The 18,023-nt window shown below is 72.0% G+C and carries 15 protein-coding genes; 3 read left to right on the top strand and 12 right to left on the bottom strand.

The features are described from left to right. Positions 1-35: 35 nt before the first annotated feature. Positions 36-1,322 carry an ABC transporter substrate-binding protein gene (locus tag IW256_RS25530; protein ID WP_197013377.1) on the bottom strand — a complete coding sequence of 429 codons (1,287 nt, stop codon included), beginning with the start codon at positions 1,320-1,322 and terminating at the stop codon, positions 36-38. 195 nt (positions 1,323-1,517) lie between these two features. Further along, positions 1,518-2,096: an isopentenyl-diphosphate Delta-isomerase gene (gene idi / locus IW256_RS25525; RefSeq protein ID WP_197013376.1), complete on the bottom strand. Its 579-nt coding sequence runs from the start codon at positions 2,094-2,096 to the stop codon at positions 1,518-1,520. Positions 2,097-2,257: 161 nt separating this feature from the next. Here idi and dxs point away from each other — a divergent pair, with 161 nt between their 5' ends. Continuing rightward, positions 2,258-4,168 (top strand): 1-deoxy-D-xylulose-5-phosphate synthase, encoded by a 1,911-nt coding sequence (dxs, locus tag IW256_RS25520; protein ID WP_197016550.1) that lies wholly within the window; start codon positions 2,258-2,260, stop codon positions 4,166-4,168. A gap of 84 nt (positions 4,169-4,252) precedes the next feature. Here dxs and IW256_RS25515 read toward each other — a convergent pair whose 3' ends face one another. The 7 genes from IW256_RS25515 to IW256_RS25485 form a co-directional block, all read right to left on the bottom strand. Continuing rightward, entirely contained in the window at positions 4,253-4,525 is a 273-nt protein-coding gene (locus IW256_RS25515) for a hypothetical protein (RefSeq protein WP_197013375.1), read from the bottom strand. Between the two features lie 123 nt (positions 4,526-4,648). Beyond that, on the bottom strand, positions 4,649-5,140 hold the full coding sequence (locus IW256_RS25510; RefSeq protein WP_197013374.1) for a hypothetical protein: 492 nt from the start codon (positions 5,138-5,140) through the stop codon (positions 4,649-4,651). A 297-nt stretch (positions 5,141-5,437) separates the two neighbouring features. Continuing rightward, positions 5,438-5,803: a hypothetical protein gene (locus tag IW256_RS25505; RefSeq protein WP_197013373.1), complete on the bottom strand. Its 366-nt coding sequence runs from the start codon at positions 5,801-5,803 to the stop codon at positions 5,438-5,440. 83 nt (positions 5,804-5,886) lie between these two features. Beyond that, positions 5,887-7,257: an FAD-dependent oxidoreductase gene (locus IW256_RS25500; RefSeq protein WP_197013372.1), complete on the bottom strand. Its 1,371-nt coding sequence runs from the start codon at positions 7,255-7,257 to the stop codon at positions 5,887-5,889. Positions 7,258-7,326: 69 nt separating this feature from the next. After that, positions 7,327-8,805, bottom strand: coding sequence for an amino acid permease (locus IW256_RS25495; protein ID WP_197013371.1), 1,479 nt, complete (start codon positions 8,803-8,805; stop codon positions 7,327-7,329). A 188-nt stretch (positions 8,806-8,993) separates the two neighbouring features. Further along, positions 8,994-11,117 (bottom strand): 3-hydroxyacyl-CoA dehydrogenase NAD-binding domain-containing protein, encoded by a 2,124-nt coding sequence (locus IW256_RS25490; RefSeq protein ID WP_197013370.1) that lies wholly within the window; start codon positions 11,115-11,117, stop codon positions 8,994-8,996. Beyond that, positions 11,114-12,361: a thiolase family protein gene (locus IW256_RS25485; protein ID WP_197013369.1), complete on the bottom strand. Its 1,248-nt coding sequence runs from the start codon at positions 12,359-12,361 to the stop codon at positions 11,114-11,116. Before IW256_RS25485 ends, IW256_RS25490 begins: the two co-directional genes overlap by 4 nt. 170 nt (positions 12,362-12,531) lie before the next feature. Between IW256_RS25485 and IW256_RS25480 the strand changes: the two genes are divergently transcribed. Then, complete coding sequence (locus IW256_RS25480; RefSeq protein WP_307829065.1) at positions 12,532-14,355, top strand: AMP-binding protein; 1,824 nt, start codon at positions 12,532-12,534, stop codon at positions 14,353-14,355. A gap of 6 nt (positions 14,356-14,361) precedes the next feature. On the opposite strand, the gene IW256_RS25475 is transcribed toward IW256_RS25480, so the two are convergent. The 3 genes from IW256_RS25475 to IW256_RS25465 are packed head-to-tail and all read right to left on the bottom strand — an operon-like array spanning position 14,362 to position 17,174. Then, positions 14,362-15,567, bottom strand: coding sequence for a sensor histidine kinase (locus IW256_RS25475; protein ID WP_307829064.1), 1,206 nt, complete (start codon positions 15,565-15,567; stop codon positions 14,362-14,364). An 8-nt stretch (positions 15,568-15,575) separates the two neighbouring features. Continuing rightward, the gene (locus IW256_RS25470) at positions 15,576-16,238 is read right to left on the bottom strand and encodes a response regulator transcription factor (RefSeq protein WP_197013368.1); all 663 of its coding nucleotides are present in this window, start codon (positions 16,236-16,238) and stop codon (positions 15,576-15,578) included. 48 nt (positions 16,239-16,286) lie between these two features. Beyond that, complete coding sequence (locus tag IW256_RS25465; RefSeq protein ID WP_197013367.1) at positions 16,287-17,174, bottom strand: NHL repeat-containing protein; 888 nt, start codon at positions 17,172-17,174, stop codon at positions 16,287-16,289. 467 nt (positions 17,175-17,641) lie between these two features. Here IW256_RS25465 and IW256_RS25460 point away from each other — a divergent pair, with 467 nt between their 5' ends. Further along, positions 17,642-18,022 (top strand): hypothetical protein, encoded by a 381-nt coding sequence (locus IW256_RS25460; protein ID WP_197013366.1) that lies wholly within the window; start codon positions 17,642-17,644, stop codon positions 18,020-18,022. The last annotated feature ends 1 nt before the right edge of the window (position 18,023 follow it).

Raw genomic sequence — 18,023 nt, 5'->3', positions numbered from 1 at the left:
GGCCGGCCCCGGCCGGGAGGGCCGGGGCCGTGCCGCTACTGGGCGTTGTTCTTGGCGGCGCCGACCAGTGCCTGCTGGAGCTTGGCGACGTCCTTGTTCTGGAGGAAGAGGCCCACCGCGGTGTCGATGTCGGTGTGCCACTTCTTGTTCGCGTACACGCCGTGCCAGAACGAGCCCGCCAGCTTGACGCCGGGCTTGTTCCACTCGTTGAACGCGTACTCCAGGTAGTCCTTGTAGAGGCTCTTGTCGGCGTCCTTACGGGCCGGGATGGAGCCCTTCTTCGGGTTGAAGAGGTCCTGCCCCTCCTTGCTGGAGGCCACCTTCAGCCAGGCAAGCGCGCCGCCGCGGTGCGGGGCGTTCTTCGGCAGGGTGAAGCTGTCCGACAGCCACATGTAGGTGCCGTCCGTGCCGGGGGAGGGCGCGTACTTGAAGTCGGTGTCCAGCTTCTTGCCGAGCCCGTTGGGGGCGGGGTTGACGAAGTAGCCGTAGGCCCAGTCGCCCATGATGTTGAACGCGGCCTTGCCGTCCACGACGGCCTTGGACGCACCCTGCCAGTCGGTGGAGGCCGCCTCCGCCGTGGTGTACTTCATGATCTCGGCGAAGTCGGTCAGCGCCTTGGTGACCGCGGGGGTGCTCCAGTCGGCGCCCGGCTTCCACAGCGCGTTGTAGGCGTCGGTGCCCAGATCGCCCAGCAGGACGTTCTCCAGCAGGTGGTCGGCGGTCCACTGGGCGCCCAGCGACAGCGGCACCTTGCCGGTCTTGTCCTTGACCGCCTTCAACGCGGTGATGAAGTCGGCGATCGACGTCGGCGGGCCGGACAGCCCGGCGTCCTTGAGGATCCCGGGGTTGTACCAGAGCACGTTGGAGCGGTGGATGTTCACCGGCACCGAGTAGATCTTGCCCTGGTAGGTGATCTGCTCCAGGAGCTGCTGGGGGTAGGCCGCCTTGAGGTTGTTCTCCTCGTAGAAGGAGTCCAGCGGCTCGATCTGGCCGGCCTTGATGTAGTCGAGCAGCTCCGCGCCCGCGTGGCCCTGGAACGAGTCCGGCGGCTTGCGGTTCTGCAGCCGGCTGGCCAGCACCGCCTGCGCCTGGGTACCCGAGCCGCCCGCGATGGCGGCGTTGACGAACTTCGTCCCCGGGTTCTGCTTCTCGAACTGCTCCTGCATGGCCTTCAGGCCGTCGGCCTCGCCCGGCCCCGTCCACCAGGAGAAGACCTCCACCTGCGAGGAGTCCCCGCCTCCGTCGTCGCCACCGCCACAGCCGGAAATGGCCAGCGCGCCGGTGAGGGCCACGGCGGCGATCGCCTTCCACGATCTACGCATCGCACGTCCCTTCGTCACCCGGAGAAACAAGCGTCCGTTCGGATGACGGGAGGGTCAACAGCGGCCGGAGAAAAGTGATCTCGCGGTTACCCGGCGGCGTCCGCACAGTGATCATCGTCACTCGCCCGGAGAGCGACACGCCGGAACGGGCTATTACCCGAAGGTGAGATCATTGGCACTTTTGGCGGGACGTACCTACCAGGAAAGTGAAGGCGGCAGGGCCTCGGTCCCGGCGTCCGGCCACTCCAGCGGGCCGCCCAGCCGTGTGAGCTCGGCCACCTGGAGCCGGAACCAGGGAGAGGACTCCGGACGGCCGGCCAGCGCCACGCACTCGTCCCACGTCCACCACGCGGCGTCCTCGACCTCCTCGGGATCGAGTCGCAGCGGCGCGGAGGGGGAGGTGACCGCCCGGACGACCGGGCAGCGCTCGTTCTCCAGCGTCCCGTCCGCCGCGGTGGCCTGGTAGCGGAAGGCGGGCAGGACCGGCGTCAGTGCCTGCGCCGACACGCCCAATTCGTCCCGGAGCCTGCGCAGAACCGCGTCCCGCAGGCCCTCGCCCGGGCCGGGATGCCCGCAGCAACTGCCCGTCCACACGCCGGGGAACGTCCGCTTCCCGAGGGCGCGGCGAGTGATCAGGACCATGCCCTCGGTGTCCACCAGGAAGCACGAGAAGGCCAGGTGGTAGGGGGTATCCGCGTGGTGGCTCGGCACCTTGGGAGCCGTTCCGATGGCTTCATCGGTCTCACTGAGCAGCACGATCTCTTCGACACCCATGCCCCTCTTCCTACCCCATGACCCCCCACCTCGTACGTGAGGGTTGTGTGCGGGAACCGTGAGGGGGATTCGGCCCGCGCGCCGCGACGGGCAAAGCGTGACTAAACTCGGAACGGCCCGAGCCGGGGGCAGAGGAGCCCCTGATGAAGGAGTTGACGCGCGTGTCTCTGCTGGAGTCGATCAAGGGTCCGGAGGACCTCAAACGACTGGACGCCACGCAGGTGCCGCGGCTCGCCGGCGAGATCCGGGAGTTCCTGGTGGACGCCGTGGCCAAGACCGGCGGGCACCTGGGGCCCAACCTGGGTGTCGTCGAGCTGACCATCGCCCTGCACCGGGTCTTCGACTCGCCGCGCGACAAGATCCTCTTCGACACGGGCCACCAGTGCTACGTGCACAAGCTGCTCACCGGGCGGCACGACTTCGAGCTGCTCAAGCAGCGCGGCGGCCTGTCGGGCTACCCCAGCCAGGGCGAGTCCGAGCACGACATCATCGAGAACTCGCACGCCTCCACCGCCCTGTCGTACGCCGACGGGCTGGCCAAGGCGTTCGAGCTGCGCGGCGAGAGCGACCGCGTGGTGGTGCCCGTGGTCGGCGACGGGGCGCTCACCGGCGGGATGTGCTGGGAGGCGCTCAACAACATCGCCGAGGGCCGCGACCGCCGCGTGATCATCGTGGTCAACGACAACGGCCGCTCCTACTCGCCGACGATCGGCGGGCTGGCCAGCCACCTGGCCGACCTGCGGGTGACCTCCACCTACGAGCACGCGCTGGAGCTGGTCAAGAAGACCGTTCCGCGCGCCCCCGTGGTCGGCAACGTCGCCTACGAGACGCTGCACGGCATCAAGAAGGGCCTCAAGGACATCCTGCAGCCGCAGGCCATGTTCGAGGACCTCGGCCTCAAGTACGTGGGCCCCATCGACGGCCACGACGAGCAGGCCGTCGAGCGCGCCCTGCGCAAGGCGCACGACTTCGGCGGCCCGGTGATCGTGCACTGCATCACCCGCAAGGGCCACGGCTACGCGCCCGCGGAGAACGACGAGGAGGAGCAGTTCCACTCGCCGGGTCCGTACGACCGCGAGACCGGCGTGCAGAAGCCCAAGGGCCGGATCTGGACCAACGTCTTCAGCGAGGAGATGGTCGCGCTCGGCGCCGAGCGCGACGACATCGTCGGGATCACCGCGGCGATGCTGCACCCGGTCGGGCTGGCCGACTTCGCCGCCGCCTACCCCGACCGCGTCTACGACGTCGGGATCGCCGAGCAGCACGCGGTCACCTCGGCCGCCGGGCTGGCGATGGGCGGGATGCACCCGGTGGTGGCGATCTACGCCACGTTCCTCAACCGGGCCTTCGACCAGGTGCTGATGGACGTGGCGCTGCACCGGCAGCCCGTCACGTTCGTGCTCGACCGGGCCGGCGTGACCGGCGACGACGGCGCGAGCCACAACGGCATGTGGGACCTTTCGATCCTGCAGCTGGTCCCCGGGATGCGGATCGCGGTGCCGCGGGACGGCGCCCGGGTGCGCGAGCTGCTGCGGGAGGCCGTGGCGGTGGACGACGGCCCGACCGCGCTGCGCTTCCCCAAGGGCCCGGTGGCCGACGACATCGAGGCGATCGACTCCCTCGGCGGCATGGACGTCCTGGCCCGGCACGAGGGCGCCAACGGCACCGGGGTGCTGGTGGTCGCGGCCGGTGCGATGGCCACGCCGGCCGTCGAGGTCGGCGAGCGGCTGGCGGCGCAGGGCATCGCCGCGACCGTGGTCGACCCGCGCTGGGTCAAGCCGCTCGACCCGGCGCTGGTCGAGGCCGCCGCCGCGCACAGCCTGGTCGCGGTCGTCGAGGACAACGGCCGGGTCGGCGCGGTCGGCGACGCGGTGGCGCGGCTGCTGCGCGACTCGGGCGTCGACACGCCGGTCCGCACGTTCGGGATCCCGCAGGAGTTCCTCGACCACGCCAAGCGCGCGATGATCCTGGCGGATCTGGGGTTGACCCCGCAGGACCTGGCCCGCGACATCATCGAGGCCGCGGCCGGCGTCACCTCCGACCGGGACCACGAGACCGCCCCCTCGGACTGAGCCCCGGCGGGCCGAGCCCCCTCGGGCCGGGCACCGGCGGACCGAGCACCGGCCCGGGCGGCGGTCCCGTCGTTCCGGGCCGGGTCAGCCGGTCGTGGCGCGCAGGTGCCGGACGAGGGAGCCGTCCGGCCCGGCGCGGTAGATGGAGTGCTTGACGCGGACGCGCCCGTCACGGCCGACGTAGGTCTTCCGTATGTGGAGCACCGCTCCGCGGGCATCGGCGCTGATCCAGGTCGTGGTGTGGGAGGCGTCCGCGGAGACTGCGGCCTGGGCGGCCTGGGCGGCGGCCGGGGCGAAGACCAGGATGCCTGACGCCGCCAGGCCCACCAGGGCCAGGCGGCGCGGAGTGCTCGTCATGGGGTTCCTCGGGGTTCGGCCAGGCCCGCCCGCCTGGGCGGTCCTGGAAACCATGGAAGGTCCCGCCCGCGGGTGCGGGCGGGACCGATGCGGGATGTGACTCCCGGCTAGGGTGCGTTGCCGTTACCGCTCGACTTCGCTCTTCTTCTCGAAGAGGAAGGCGCCCTCAGGGCCCGCGGCCTCGAACACCTTCTTGAACGAGACGCGGTTGCGGTGGTGGTGGCGGCGGTCGCAGTCGCGGTCGTGACGGCCGTGCTTCTTGCCGTGGTGGCGGCCGTGGTGGCCGTGGCGGCCGTGGTCGCGGCGGTCGCAGCGGCCGTGGTCGCGGCCGTGGTGGCGGTTGCGCTCGACCTCGGACTCGACGTGGAAGGCGAAGGCGCCCTCAGGCCCCGCCGCTTCGATGTTCTTCTCGAACTCCACGTCGGCCATGGCCGCGGAAGCACCGAACAGAGCCATCGCGCCGGAGGCGATGCCGACGATCGTGAAGCGTTGCAGCTTGTTCATGTGTTCGTTTCCCCCTTTTGCCACGGCGGTGTCCGCGCACCCCCGCGACTCGGTGATTCGCACATCCGGATCGGTCACCCGATCGTGATGATCCGCGGCGAACTTCTTCACGTCCTGGATTACCCACCGTGTCCGCTTGAACACTCCAAGTAGTTAAATTGTCGCTTGGTCGGTGTTTGGTGAGGCGTTGACGAGCCCCTACGGGCCGTTTCGCGGCGCGCTCTCCCGGTAACCCTCTGTAGATGGTCGAAGACGCGAGAGGACATGATGTGAACGGAAGGGCGGGGGAACGTGCACTATGGGTATGCGGATGGCAGGGCGGGCACGCCCGCCGGAAGGCCGGCCTCGTCACCCGGCGTCACGGTCGTCCTCCCCGCCCCGGGAACCCGGGGGTCGCTCCCCGATCCGTTAGACGCCCTCGGCGGACTCCAGCCGCCAGTAATGCCTGATCGAGGCCGCGGGGGTGCCCAGATCGCGGCCGGAGTAGCTCCACCGGCCCCGCAGGCGCCAGGGACGGCCCGTGCCGTCCTGGACGTACACCTGGAGCGGGAAGACGGCGTCGTGCGCCCGGATGACCCCGGCCGGATCGACCGTGGGCCGCAGCTCCGGCTCGCCCTCGCAGCGCACGCCCATGACACGCGTCCCCGGATCCTGGGCCCGCAGGCCGCGGGTCAGGTCGTGGACGAGCACGGACACGTAGTCGGGGCCGAGCCACCGCAGATCGGGCAGCCTGCCGGGAGGGGGGAAGCCGTACAGCTCTGGACCGCCGGTCACACGCGCACCGTAGCGCTCCGGTCAGGGTCGCGTCACTACTTCCGCACCGGGAGATATGGGTGGAACGCCGGGCCGTCGGGCGGTCAGTCGTCGACGGCGGCCCGCGCCGCGGCCGGGTGGCAGGCCGACCGCATGGCCTCCCAGCGGGCCAGCTTCACCCGCTCGCCGCGGCCGAGCGAACGGGCCAGCTCGATCTCCGCGGTGTCCAGGTTGAGCCAGTCGGCGTAGGTGACGACCCGGAGCCCGCGCGACTCCAGGAGCTCCTCGATCGTGCCGGTGGCCCGGGTGCCGTCCCGGCCGAGGTCGTCGAGGAGGTTGCGCACGGTCTCGGCCGCGTCGGACTTGTTGGTGCCGACGACGCCGGTCGGTCCCCGCTTGATCCAGCCCGCCACGTACTCGCGCGGGATCTGGGCGCCGTCGGGCCCGATGACCCGCCCGCCCTGGTTCGGCACGACATAGGCGCGCTCGTCGAACGGGACGCCGTCCAGTGCGACGCTCTGGTAGCCGACCGAGCGCAGCACCAGCCCGACCGGCAGCGTCTCGTACTCGCCGGTGCCGGTGACCCGGCCGGACTCGTCCAGCCGGGTGCGCTCCACCCGCAGGCCCTCGACCCGCCCGGTGCCGAGGATCTCCACGGGCGCGCGCCAGAACCGCACGTCGATGCGGCGCGGGGCGTCGTCGCCCGGCGGCTCGGTCCAGCCGTTCAGGACCTTGACGTTGCCGCGCACGTGCCGGTCGGACTCGGCCAGCTCCGCGCTCGCGGGGTCGAGTTCCATGTCCTCGGGGCGGACGTGGACCCGCACGCCGGGCAGCTCGCCCAGCTCCCGCAGCTCCTTGGTGGTGAACTTGGCCTGCGCGGGGCCGCGCCGCCCGATCATGTGGACGCGCCGGACCCGGCTGGCGGCGAGCGCCTCCAGCACGTGCTCGGGGATGTCGGTGTCGCGCAGCTCGTCGGCGGTCTTGGCCAGGATCCGCACCACGTCCACGGCCACGTTGCCGACCCCGATGACCGCGACCTCCTCGGCGGTCAGGTCGAAGGCGTGGTCGGCCGCGTCGGGGTGGCCGCAGTACCAGTTGACGAAGTCGGTGGCGGCGACGCTGCCGGGCAGGTCCTCACCGGGGATGCCCAGGTGCCGGTCGACCATCGCGCCGGTCGAGTAGAGGACCGCGTCGTAGCAGTCGAGCAGGTCGGCCCGGCTCAGGTCGCGGCCCAGCTCCACGCAACCGAAGAACCGCACCGCGGGGTTCTCCAGGACGCGCTGCAGGTACCGGGCGATCGACTTGATCGACTTGTGGTCGGGGGCGACGCCGTAGCGCACCAGCCCGTAGGGCGTCGGCAGCCGGTCGAAGACGTCCACCCGGACGTCCCCGTCGGTCTGCTTGACCAGGGCCTCGGCGGCGTACAGGCCGGCGGGCCCGGACCCGATCACTGCGACGCGCGGGGGAACAGCCATGCGCGCCATTGTGGCCCATGCCACTGCCGGAGGGACACAGTGGCCCCGCCGTGTCGGTGAAATCCCAGCTCAGGGCGTACGGCGGGGGGCTCCGAGGCGGCTGTGGCGGCGGCCGTAGACGAAGTACAGCGCGAAGCCGATGATCATCCAGGCGATGAACCGCAGCCAGGTCTCCACCGGCAGGTTGAGCATCACGAACAGGCAGGCCAGCACCGACAGGACGGGCACCAGCGGGACGAGCGGGGCGCGGAAGGCGCGCGGCAGGTCGGGCCGGGTGCGGCGCAGGATGACGACCGCGACGGAGACCACCACGAACGCGAACAGCGTGCCGATGTTGACCAGCTCGGCCAGGGCGGCCAGCGGGATGAACCCGGCCAGCGCGGCGGCGATCACGCCCATCAGGACGGTGGAGCGGTACGGGGTGCCGTAGCGCGGGTGCACGGCCGACAGCCAGGCGGGCAGCAGCCCGTCCCGGCTCATCGCGAAGAACACCCGGCTCTGCCCGAGCAGCAGGATCAGCACCACCGTGGTGAGGCCGGCGACCGCGCCGATGCTGATCACGGTGGCGAAGCCGGGATGGCCGAGGGCCTTGAACGCGTCGGCCAGCGGCGCGGCCTCGCTGAGCCGCGTGTAGTTCTGCATCCCGACGACCACCAGGGACACCGCCGCGTACAGCACGGCGGTGATGGCCAGGGAGCCGATGAGCCCGATCGGCAGGTCGCGCTGGGGGCGGCGGGCCTCCTCGGCGGCGGTGGCGACGATGTCGAAGCCGATGTAGGCGAAGAACACGATCGAGACGGCGGCGAAGATGCCGAACCAGCCGTAGCTGACCGGGGTGATGCCGAAGAGGACCTGGAGCAGCGGGGCCTTCGCGCCCTCGACCGCGGGGGTGGACTCGGCGGGCGGGATGAACGGGGTGTAGTTCTCCGCCCTGATGAAGAACAGCCCGGCCACGATCACCAGCAGCACCACCGCGACCTTGATGGTGACGACCACGGCGTTGACCCGGGAGGTGAGCTTCACGCCCAGGACCAGCACCGCGGTCACGCCCAGGACCAGCAGGACGGCGGGCACGTTGACGACGCCGCCGTCCTGGCCCGGCGGGTTGGCGATGGCGGCGGGCAGGGGGAGCCCCACGCTGTCCAGCAGCGACGCGGCGTACCCCGACCAGCCCACGGCCACCACGGCGGCGGCCAGCGCCAGCTCCAGGATGAGGTCCCAGCCGATGATCCACGCGGGCAGCTCGCCCAGCGTGGCGTAGGAGAAGGTGTAGGCCGAGCCCGCCACCGGGACGGTCGAGGCGAACTCGGCGTAGCACAGCGCGGCCAGCCCGCACACGACGGCGGCGAGGACGAACGAGATCGCGACCGCCGGCCCCGCCTTCTCCTTGGCGACCTGCCCGGTGAGCACGAAGATCCCGGTGCCGATGATGACACCGACCCCGAACACCGTGAGATCCAGGGCCGACAGGTCGCGGCGCAGGCGGTGCCCGGGGGCCTCGGTGTCGCGGACCGACTCCTCGACCGTCTTGGTACGGAACAGGCTCACGCCGTCCTCCTCGGCGGGGGCGATGGTACGGACCTATGATCACCAATCGCGGTCACCCGAAACCACAAAGTGAGTTTTGTGGAGGAAAGGGGCGCGGGCCTGGGCGTACGCGCACGTTGACTTGCGGCGAGTTGCCGCCTGTGGGGTCGCGGAGACGACAACTCGCCGCAAGTCGACGGATGGACGGCTTAGGGGAGGGAGGCCACCCCCGGTTCCAGGAAGCGGCTGCCGTTCACCTTCTCGCTGATCCCGGTCCGGTCCAGGTAGGGCGTGATGCCGCCCAGGTGGAACGGCCAGCCGGCACCGAGGATCATGCACAGGTCGATGTCCTGCGGGGCGGCGACCACGCCCTCGTCCAGCATGATCCGGATCTCCTCGGCCAGCGCCCGCAGCGCCCGGTCCAGCACCTGCTCCTCGCTGGACGGCGAGGTGCCGCCGCCGAAGATCTCCACCGCCTCGGGGTCGAGCGTGAAGTCGGGCCGGTACACCCCGCCCTTCCCGGCGGCCACGAACGCGGCGAACTTCTCCGACAGCGGGAACCGCTCAGGGAACGCGGCGTGCAGCGTCCGGTTCACGTGCAGCGCGATGGCCGGTCCGACCAGGCCCATCAGGACGAACGGCGGCATCGGCAGCCCGAGCGGCGCCGCGGCGCGCTCGGCGACCTCGATCGGGGTGCCCTCGTCCACGGTCTGGACGATCTCGGCCATCAGGCGCAGCAGGATCCGGTTGGCCACGAACGCCGGGGCGTCCTTGACCAGCACGCACGACTTCTTCAGCCGCCTGCCGGCCGCGAACGCGGTGGCCAGGGTCGCGTCGTCGGTCCGCTCGCCGCGGACGATCTCCAGCAGCGGCAGCACGGCCACCGGGTTGAAGAAGTGAAAGCCCACCACCCGCTCGGGGTGGCGGAGCCCGGAGGCCATCTCGGTGACCGACAGCGAGGAGGTGTTGGTCGCCAGCACGCACTCGCCGGAGACGTACTCCTCCAGTTCGGCGAACACCTTCTGCTTGACCGCCATCTCCTCGAAGACGGCCTCGATCACGAAGTCGGCGCCGGCGAAGGCGTCCTTGCTCAGCGACCCGGTGATCAGCGACTTGAGCCGGTTGGCCTGGTCCGGCGACACCCGGCCCTTGCCGAGCAGCGCGTCGATCTCCCCGTGGGCGTGGGCGACGCCCTTGTCCAGCCGTTCCCGGTCCAGGTCGGTCAGCACGACCGGCACCTCCAGGCGGCGGGCGAACAGCAGCGCCAGCTGCGAGGCCATCAGCCCCGCGCCGACCACGCCGACCTTGGTCACCGGCCGGGCCAGCTCCTTGCCGGGCGCCCCGGCGGGCCGCTTGGCGCGCTTCTGGGTGAGGTCGAACGCGTACAGCCCGGCACGCAGCTCGTCGCTCATGATGAGGTCGGCCAGCGCCTCGTCCTCGGCGGCGAAGCCCTCGTCCCGGGTCCGGTCCTTGGCGGCGGCGACCAGGTCCAGGGCGCGGGTGAACGACGGCGCGGCGCCGTGGAGCCTGCCCTCGACGTTCCAGCGGGTCCGCGCGACCGCCTCGTCCCAGGCCGCGCCGGTGTCGACCTCGGGCCGCTCGACGGTCAGCTCCCCGGTGAGCACGCGGGCGGTCCAGGCCAGCGACTCCTCCAGGAAGTCGGCCGAGTCGAAGATCGCGTCCGCGATGCCCAGGTCGTGGGCCTTGCGCCCGTTGAGCATCCGGTTCTGGGCCAGCGGGTTGTCGATGATGACGGTGAGCGCCCTCTCCGCGCCGATCAGGCGCGGCAGCAGGTAGGTGCCGCCCCAGCCCGGCACCAGGCCGAGGAAGGTCTCGGGCAGCGCGACCGCCGGGACGCCGGAGGAGATCGTCCGGTACGCGCAGTGCAGGGCGATCTCGACGCCGCCGCCCATCGCCGCCCCGTTGACGTAGGCGAACGAGGGCACGTGCAGCTCGCCGAGCCGCCGGAACACCCGGTGGCCGAGCCGGGCGACGGCCAGGGCGTCCTCGCGGGCGCGGATCAGCGGCACGCCCTTGAGGTCGGCGCCGACGGCGAAGATGAACGGCTTGCCGGTCACGCCGACCGCGGCGATGTCGTCGCGGGCCGCGATCCGGTCGAGCGCGGCGTCCAGCTCGGCCAGGCCCTTCGGCCCGAACGTGTTGGGCCTGGTGTGGTCGTGCCCGTTGTCGAGCGTGATCAGCGCCAGCGTCCCGGCGCCGTACGGCAGCCGCACGTCCCGGACGAGCGCGTGCGTGACCAGCTCGTCCTGGAAGATGCCGGTGAGGTCGGTGACGCCGGCGGTGCCGGCCGGGTCGTTCGCTCGGGTGCTCACTTGGCGCCCTCCCAGTTCGCGTTCTCCCAGAGGACCGTTCCGCCCATGCCCATGCCGACGCACATGGTGGTCAGGCCGTAGCGGACGTCGGTGCGCTCCTCGAACAGCCGTGCCAGCTGGTTCATCAGCCGGACGCCGGAGGAGGCCAGCGGGTGGCCGAGGGCGATCGCGCCGCCCCACGGGTTCACCCGCGGGTCGTCGTCCTCAATCTTGAAGTGCTCCAGGAAGGCGAGCACCTGGACGGCGAACGCCTCGTTGATCTCGATCAGGCCGATGTCGTCCATGCCGAGGGAGTTGCGGGCCAGGAGCCGCTCGGTGGCCGGCACCGGGCCGACCCCCATGACCTCCGGCTCCACGCCAGCGAAGGAGAAGTCGACCAGCCGCATCCTCGGCGTCAGCCCCAGCTCGCGGGCGGTGTCCTCGGCGGCCAGCAGGCAGGCTGTGGCGCCGTCGTTCAGCCCGGCGGCGTTGCCCGCGGTGACCTTGCCGGCCACCCGGAACGGGGTCTTCAGCCCGGCCAGGCTCTCCATCGTGGTGGACGGGCGCGGCGGCTCGTCCTCGGTGACCAGCCCCCAGCCCAGCGGCTCCCCGTCCGTGCCGCCGCCCGGGGTGCCCGTGGCGTCCGGCTCGGCGGTGCGGATGGCGGTCGGGACCAGGTCGGGCTGGATCTTCCCGGCGGCGTAGGCGGCGGCGACCTTCCGCTGGCTGCGCACCGCGTAGGCGTCCGCCCGCTCCTTGGTGATCTGCGGGAACCGGTCGTGCAGGTTCTCCGCGGTCGAGCCCATCACCAGCGCGGACGGGTCGACCAGCCGGTCGGCCAGGAAGCGCGGGTTGGGATCGACGCCCTCGCCCATGGGATGGCGGCCCATGTGCTCGACGCCGCCCGCGATGACCACGTCGTAGGAGCCGAAGGAGATGCCGGCGCCGGCGGTGGTCACGGCGGTCATGGCGCCCGCGCACATCCGGTCGATGGCGTAGCCGGGCACGCTCTTGGGCAGGCCGGCCAGCACCGCGGCGGAACGGCCGATGGTCAGGCCCTGGTCACCGGTCTGCGTGGTGGCCGCGATCGCCACCTCGTCCACCCGCTCGGGCGGGAGGGACGGGTTGCGGCGCAGCAGCTCGCGGATCGCGCGCACCACCAGGTCATCGGCGCGGGTCCGCGCGTACAGGCCCTTGGGGCCCGCCTTGCCGAACGGCGTGCGTACGCCGTCGACGAACACGACGTCGCGTGCGGTACGGGGCACGGTCGTCCCTCCTCTACTCGTCAGTAACCACAAATACTACTCGTCAGTAACCACTGACCCCGTGATCGGCCGCGGGGGCGGGGGCCCAGGGTTTGATCAGGGCCCGAGGGCCCCTTGTCCGGCCACCGACCCGTGGGTAACGTGACCGGAAGTCACCGGAGGAGGACGCGGTGGTGCACGCCAGGCCCGTCTACCGCCCCGGCGCGCGGCGGCGGATCGGGCATGTCCGCGATCTCACCGGCCTCCTGCTGCGCTCCGGCGTGATCTTCGCCGGCCGCCCGCAGCGCACGTTCGCCCAGCTGGGAGCGCTGCGCCGCTGGGGCTCCACGCTGGCCGGGCTGCTGGCCGCCGCCGTCGCCCGGGTGCCCGACGGGCCCGCCGTGACCGACGAGCGCGGCACGCTGACGTTCGCCGAACTCGACGACCGCACCACCCGCCTGGCGGCCGGCCTGCCCCTGGAGGGCCCGCGCCCCCGGGTGGGCGTGCTGTGCCGCAACCACCGCGGCATGGTCGAGACGCTGGTGGCCTGCAGCAAGCGCGGTGTCGAGGTCGTGCTGCTCAACACCGGGTTCGGCGCGGGCCAGGTACGGGCCGTGCTGGGCGAGCTGCGGATGGACCTCATCGTCGCCGACGCCGAGTTCGCCCCGGTGCTGGGCACCGTCCCGATCGCGCTCCGCCGCAGGGTCGTGTGGGCCGACCGCGTGCCGGACCCGGCCCCGGCCCCGGCCCCGGGCGCCGGCCGGGGCGTCGTGGCCGGCCCGACGCTCGACCAGATCGTGCACGCCGTCCCCGCGCCCGCGTCACGCCCGGAGCCGCCGCAGGTCCAGGGCCGCACCATCGTGCTCAGCTCCGGCACCACCGGCCGGCCCAAGGGGGCCCGGCGCCGCCCCCGCCCGGGGCTGTGGTCGCTGGCCTCGATGACCTCCCGGATCCCCCTGCGCAGCCGGCAGACCATGATCATCGAGGCGCCGCTCTTCCACACCTGGGGTTACGCCGCCCTCCAGATGGCGTGGGGGCTGCGCGCGCCGGTGGTGCTGCGCCGGCGGTTCGACCCCGAGGCCACCCTGCGCTCCATCGCCGGCCACCGCGACACCGCGGTGTTCATGGTCCCGGTCATGCTGCAGCGGATCATGGAACTGCCCGAGGAGGTCAGGCGCCGGCACGACACCTCCTCGCTGCGCGTCGTCGCGCTGAGCGGCGCCGCGCTCCCCGGCGACCTGGCCACCCGGTTCATGGACGCGTTCGGCGACCGGCTCTACAACGTCTACGGCTCCACCGAGGTCTCCTGGGTCGCCATCGCCACCCCCAAGGACCTGCGGGCCGACCCCCGTACCGCCGGGAGGCCGCCGCGCAACACCTCGCTGGCGATCCTGGACGAGGACGGCCGCCCGGTCGGGCGCTCCACCATGGGCCAGATCTTCGCCGCCAACGAGCTGCTCTTCGAGGGGTACACCGGCGGCGAGCCGACGGAGGTCCGGGACGGGCTGCTGGCCACCGGCGACCTGGGCCACGTCGATCACCGGGGGCTGCTGTTCGTGGCCGGCCGCCGGGACGGGATCGTGGTGTCCGGCGGGGAGAACGTCGTCCCGCGCGACGTCGAGGACGCCCTGGCGGAGCTGCCCGAAGTGCGCGAGGTCGCCGTCGTCGGCGTCCCCGACCCGGTGTGGGGGCAGCGGCTGGCCGCGTACGTCGTGCCCCGGCCCGGCGCCCGGCCCGACCCCGACCGGATCCGCGCGCACGTCCACGCCCAGGTCGCGCGGTACGCGGTCCCGCGCGACGTGCACGTCATCGACGAGCTGCCGCGCAACGCCACCGGCAAGGTCGTGCACCGCTGGCTGACCGACCGGCCCCGCCCGTCCGAACCCGAGGGCCGGGTCAGCTGGTCGCGGCCTCCGGAGGTCTGGGCCGGGGAGGCATCGATGGCCGCCGCGCCCGTCCCCGGCGACCTCCCGGACGCCGCCGCGTCCGACCCGCGGCGCCCGCGGCCCGCGTGACAGGGATCAGGGGCCGGCGCGCAGGCGCTGCCGGTGACGGTCGGCGGGCGCCGCGGGGAGCAGCACGGTGATCGCCAGCCCGCCGTCCGGGCGCGGGAGCGTCTCGATCCGCCCGCCGTGCGCGTCCACCACCGCCCGGACGATCGACAGTCCCAGGCCGGCGCCCTCCGCGGAGCCGATCCGGTCGGCGCGCAGCCGCCGGAACGGCTCGAAGATCCGGCCCAGCTCGTAGGAGGGCACGGGTTTGCCGGTGTTGGCGACGTGCAGGACCGCCAGGCCGTCACGGACGCCGGTGCGCACCCACACCCGTCCTCCGGAAACGTTGTACTTCAGAGCGTTCTCCAGGAGGTTGACCGCGCACCGCTCCAGCAGCACCGCGTCGCCCTCGACCACGGCGTCCTCCAGCCCCGCCTCCACCTCCACCTCACCGGGCGCCTCGCCCAGCTGGTCGAGCGCGCTGCGCACCACGTCGGGCAGGGGAGTGGCGGTCCGGTCCTGCGGCTCCCGTTCGGACCGGGCCAGCAGCAGCAGCCCTTCGATCAGCCGCTCGTGCCGCGCGGTGTTGCCGAGCAGCACGTCCGCCAGCGCCTTGGTCTCCGGCGGATTCCTGCGGCTGGCGATCGCGACCTCCAGCACCGTCCGGTTGATCGTCAGCGGGGTGCGCAGCTCGTGCGAGGCGTTGGCGACGAACCGGCGCTGCGCGTCGAAGGCCCGGCCGAGCCGGTCCAGCATCCGGTCGAAGGTGTCGGCCAGGTCCTTGATCTCGTCCTGCGGCCCGGCCAGCGCGATCCGCTCGTGCAGGTTGCTCTCCGACAGCCGCCGAGCGGTCGCGGTCACGGTGTGCAGCGGGCGCAGCATCCGGCCCGCCACCAGGTAGCCGATCAGCACCGCGACCAGCCCGAACGCCAGCAGCATCAGCAGCGAGGTCTGGAGCAGCTGCGCCAGCACCTCCTGCTTCTGCGCCTCGAGCTGCCGGGCCAGCTCCGCCTTGGCCGCGCCGATCGCCCGCGCCCGGTCGCCGGAGGTGATGATCTCCTCCACCACCGAGGGCCGGACCGTGCTGATCGGGTTGGAGCCGAAGCGGTCCTCGATCGCGCGCGCCGTCAGCGCGTACAGCGTCACCACCAGCACGGTGGTCGACACCAGGAACAGCGCCCCGTACACCAGCGTCAGCCGGGCCCGCACGCTCATCCGCGCCATCGGGTTGGGCACCGCCGCCCTCACCGCGTCCCGTCCAGGCGGTAGCCGGACCCGGTGACGGTCTCGATCACCGGCGGGTCGCCGAGCTTCCTGCGCAGCGTGGCCATGGTGACCCGCACGATGTTGCTGAACGGGTCGATGTGCTCGTCCCAGGCCCGGTCCAGCAGGGTCTCCGCGCTGACCACCCCGCCGTCGGCGCGCAGCAGCTCCTCCAGGACCGAGAACTCCTTCCGGGTGAGCCGCAGCGGCCGCCCGTCCCGCGCGACCGTCCGCCGGTGCGGGTCGAGCCGGATCCCGGCCCGTTCCATCACCGGCGGCACCGCCGGGCCCGACCGCCGCGCCAGCGCCCGGACCCGCGCCACCAGCTCGCTGAACACGAACGGCTTGGGCAGGTAGTCGTCGGCGCCGAGCGCCAGCCCGTCCACCCGTTCGGACACCTCCCCGGCCGCGGTCAGCATCAGGATGCGGCCGGGGTGGCGTCCCGCCAGCTCGCGGCAGACGTCGTCACCGTGGACGGTGGGCAGGTCCCGGTCGAGGACCACCACGTCGTAGTCGGTGTACGAGGCGCGCTCCAGGGCGTCGTCGCCGTCGTACACCACGTCGACGGCGATCGCCTCTTCACGCAGTCCCTCGGCGATCGTGTCCGCGAGCAGGCGTTCATCCTCGACGATCAGTACACGCATGCGGGAAGCATGCCGGGTGGACCGTTAAACGCCGGTAAGCCGGGAGGGTCAGCGGTCGATCGCGACCACGTCGTAGGGGGTCTCGGGCGTCGGCGGCGTCGTGAACCGGGCGTTGGGCAGGTAGAACCGGCCCTTGAACGCGGCCATCGTCGTCGGCACGTCGAACCTGGGATCGCCGACCCGCTCCACCACCCGCGCCCTGGACCCGTCGCGGCTGATCTTCAGGACGGCCACCACGTTGAGCCGGTTCTGCACCACGTAGAGGGTGTCGCCCTTCAGCAGCAGCCCGTCCCCGTTGACGAGGGACTCACCGCCCAGGTCCACGGCCCTGGTGTCGCCCGTCCGGGGATCGACGGTGAAGAGCCTGCCGGTGTTGGACTGGACGATGAGCAGCGACCTGCCGTCGGGGGTCCGCTCGATGCCGTTGGCGTTGACGCCCGTCCCGTAGACGATCTCGCCCTTCAGCGGGAGGGCCGCGGCCTCGCCGCGGGTGCCGAGCGGGAGCCGGTAGAGGACGGGATTGGTGGAGTCGGTGACCCAGGCGGCCTTCCTCGTGAGCACCACGTCGTTGACGAACGACGGCCCGGCGGCCAGCGCGTACCGCTTCAGCACCTTCCCGGTCCGGGTGTCGATCACCCGGGCGTCCCCGCCGGCGCCGCCGGCGACGTACAGCAGGCCCCCGGCGGTCTTCATCCCGAGCGAGGGCGTGCCGGGGCCCTCGCTGAAGACCCTGCCCTTCCCGGTGCGCAGGTCGACCCGGTAGACGCGCCCGTCCACCCGCGATCCGAGGTAGGCCACCGCGCCCGGCCCGATCGCGATGCCCTCGGGCTGGAACCCGTCCGGCAGCGGGAACCGGTCGGGATAGGGGGAATGGGTCCCGGCCTGCGCGGCCCCGCCCAGCGGGACGATCAGGCCCAGGGTCAACGCGACGGTCAAGAATCGTGATCTCATGTCCCCAAGATCCCGTGTTCCGACCATACTGATCAAGATATGGCGGATTGAGGCCACGTCGCGTTCCGCGGCAACCTTCTCCCTCCGCGCCCTGGAAGGCCCGGCGTCCGGCGTCCGGCGTCCGGCGTCCGGTGCGCCGGCGTCCGGTGCGCCGGCCGGATGCCGATCGGCGGCCCGCCGGGAGCCGTCGCGGGCCCGTTTCATCGCGTCACCAATCGTGACAGATCGAACGCCGACCGCCGGACCGTGAATCGGCGGCGCGCTTTGATTAGTGATCTCCACGTGTCACGGAGTGATCGCGCCGGGAACGTTCCGTGACACATTCGGTGCTGACAGCGATCGCCATTTCGGGTGTCCGGACACGGCGCGATTGTTTGAACGGACAGTCCTTTTCCGTCGCACTTCAATATCCTGTACGGTGCAACCCGACCTTTGACGCGCAAGGGAGGGCGATGCTCGGCATCGACGATTTTCTGGCCCGGACGATGGACGTCCCGGGGGCCCGGAGGGCGACGCTGGTGGACCTCTCCAGCGGGCTGGCGGTGGCCGCCGCGGGGCGCCAGGACCTCGTCGACCAGCACGAAGACGCCGCCGGGACGACCGATGTCGTGCGCACCGTCCTGGCCACCCCGGCCCTCAGCGGCAGTCCGGCCGGCGACGACATCGAAGAGATCATCGTCTGCGGCACCGCGGGTTACCACCTCCTCACTCTCGTGAACGCGGCCTTCGACGGGCAGTTGTTGCTGCACCTGCTGATCGATCGCGAGATGGGAAACCTCGCACTCGCGCGACTCCGCGTCCAGTCATTGGTCCAAGAAATGACGAGTTCCTGAC

The organism is Actinomadura viridis, assembly GCF_015751755.1.
Taxonomy (GTDB): Bacteria; Actinomycetota; Actinomycetes; order Streptosporangiales; family Streptosporangiaceae; genus Spirillospora; species Spirillospora viridis.
The sequence above is the reverse complement of the archived record's forward strand: the minus strand, read 5'-3'. Positions and strand labels throughout refer to the sequence as shown.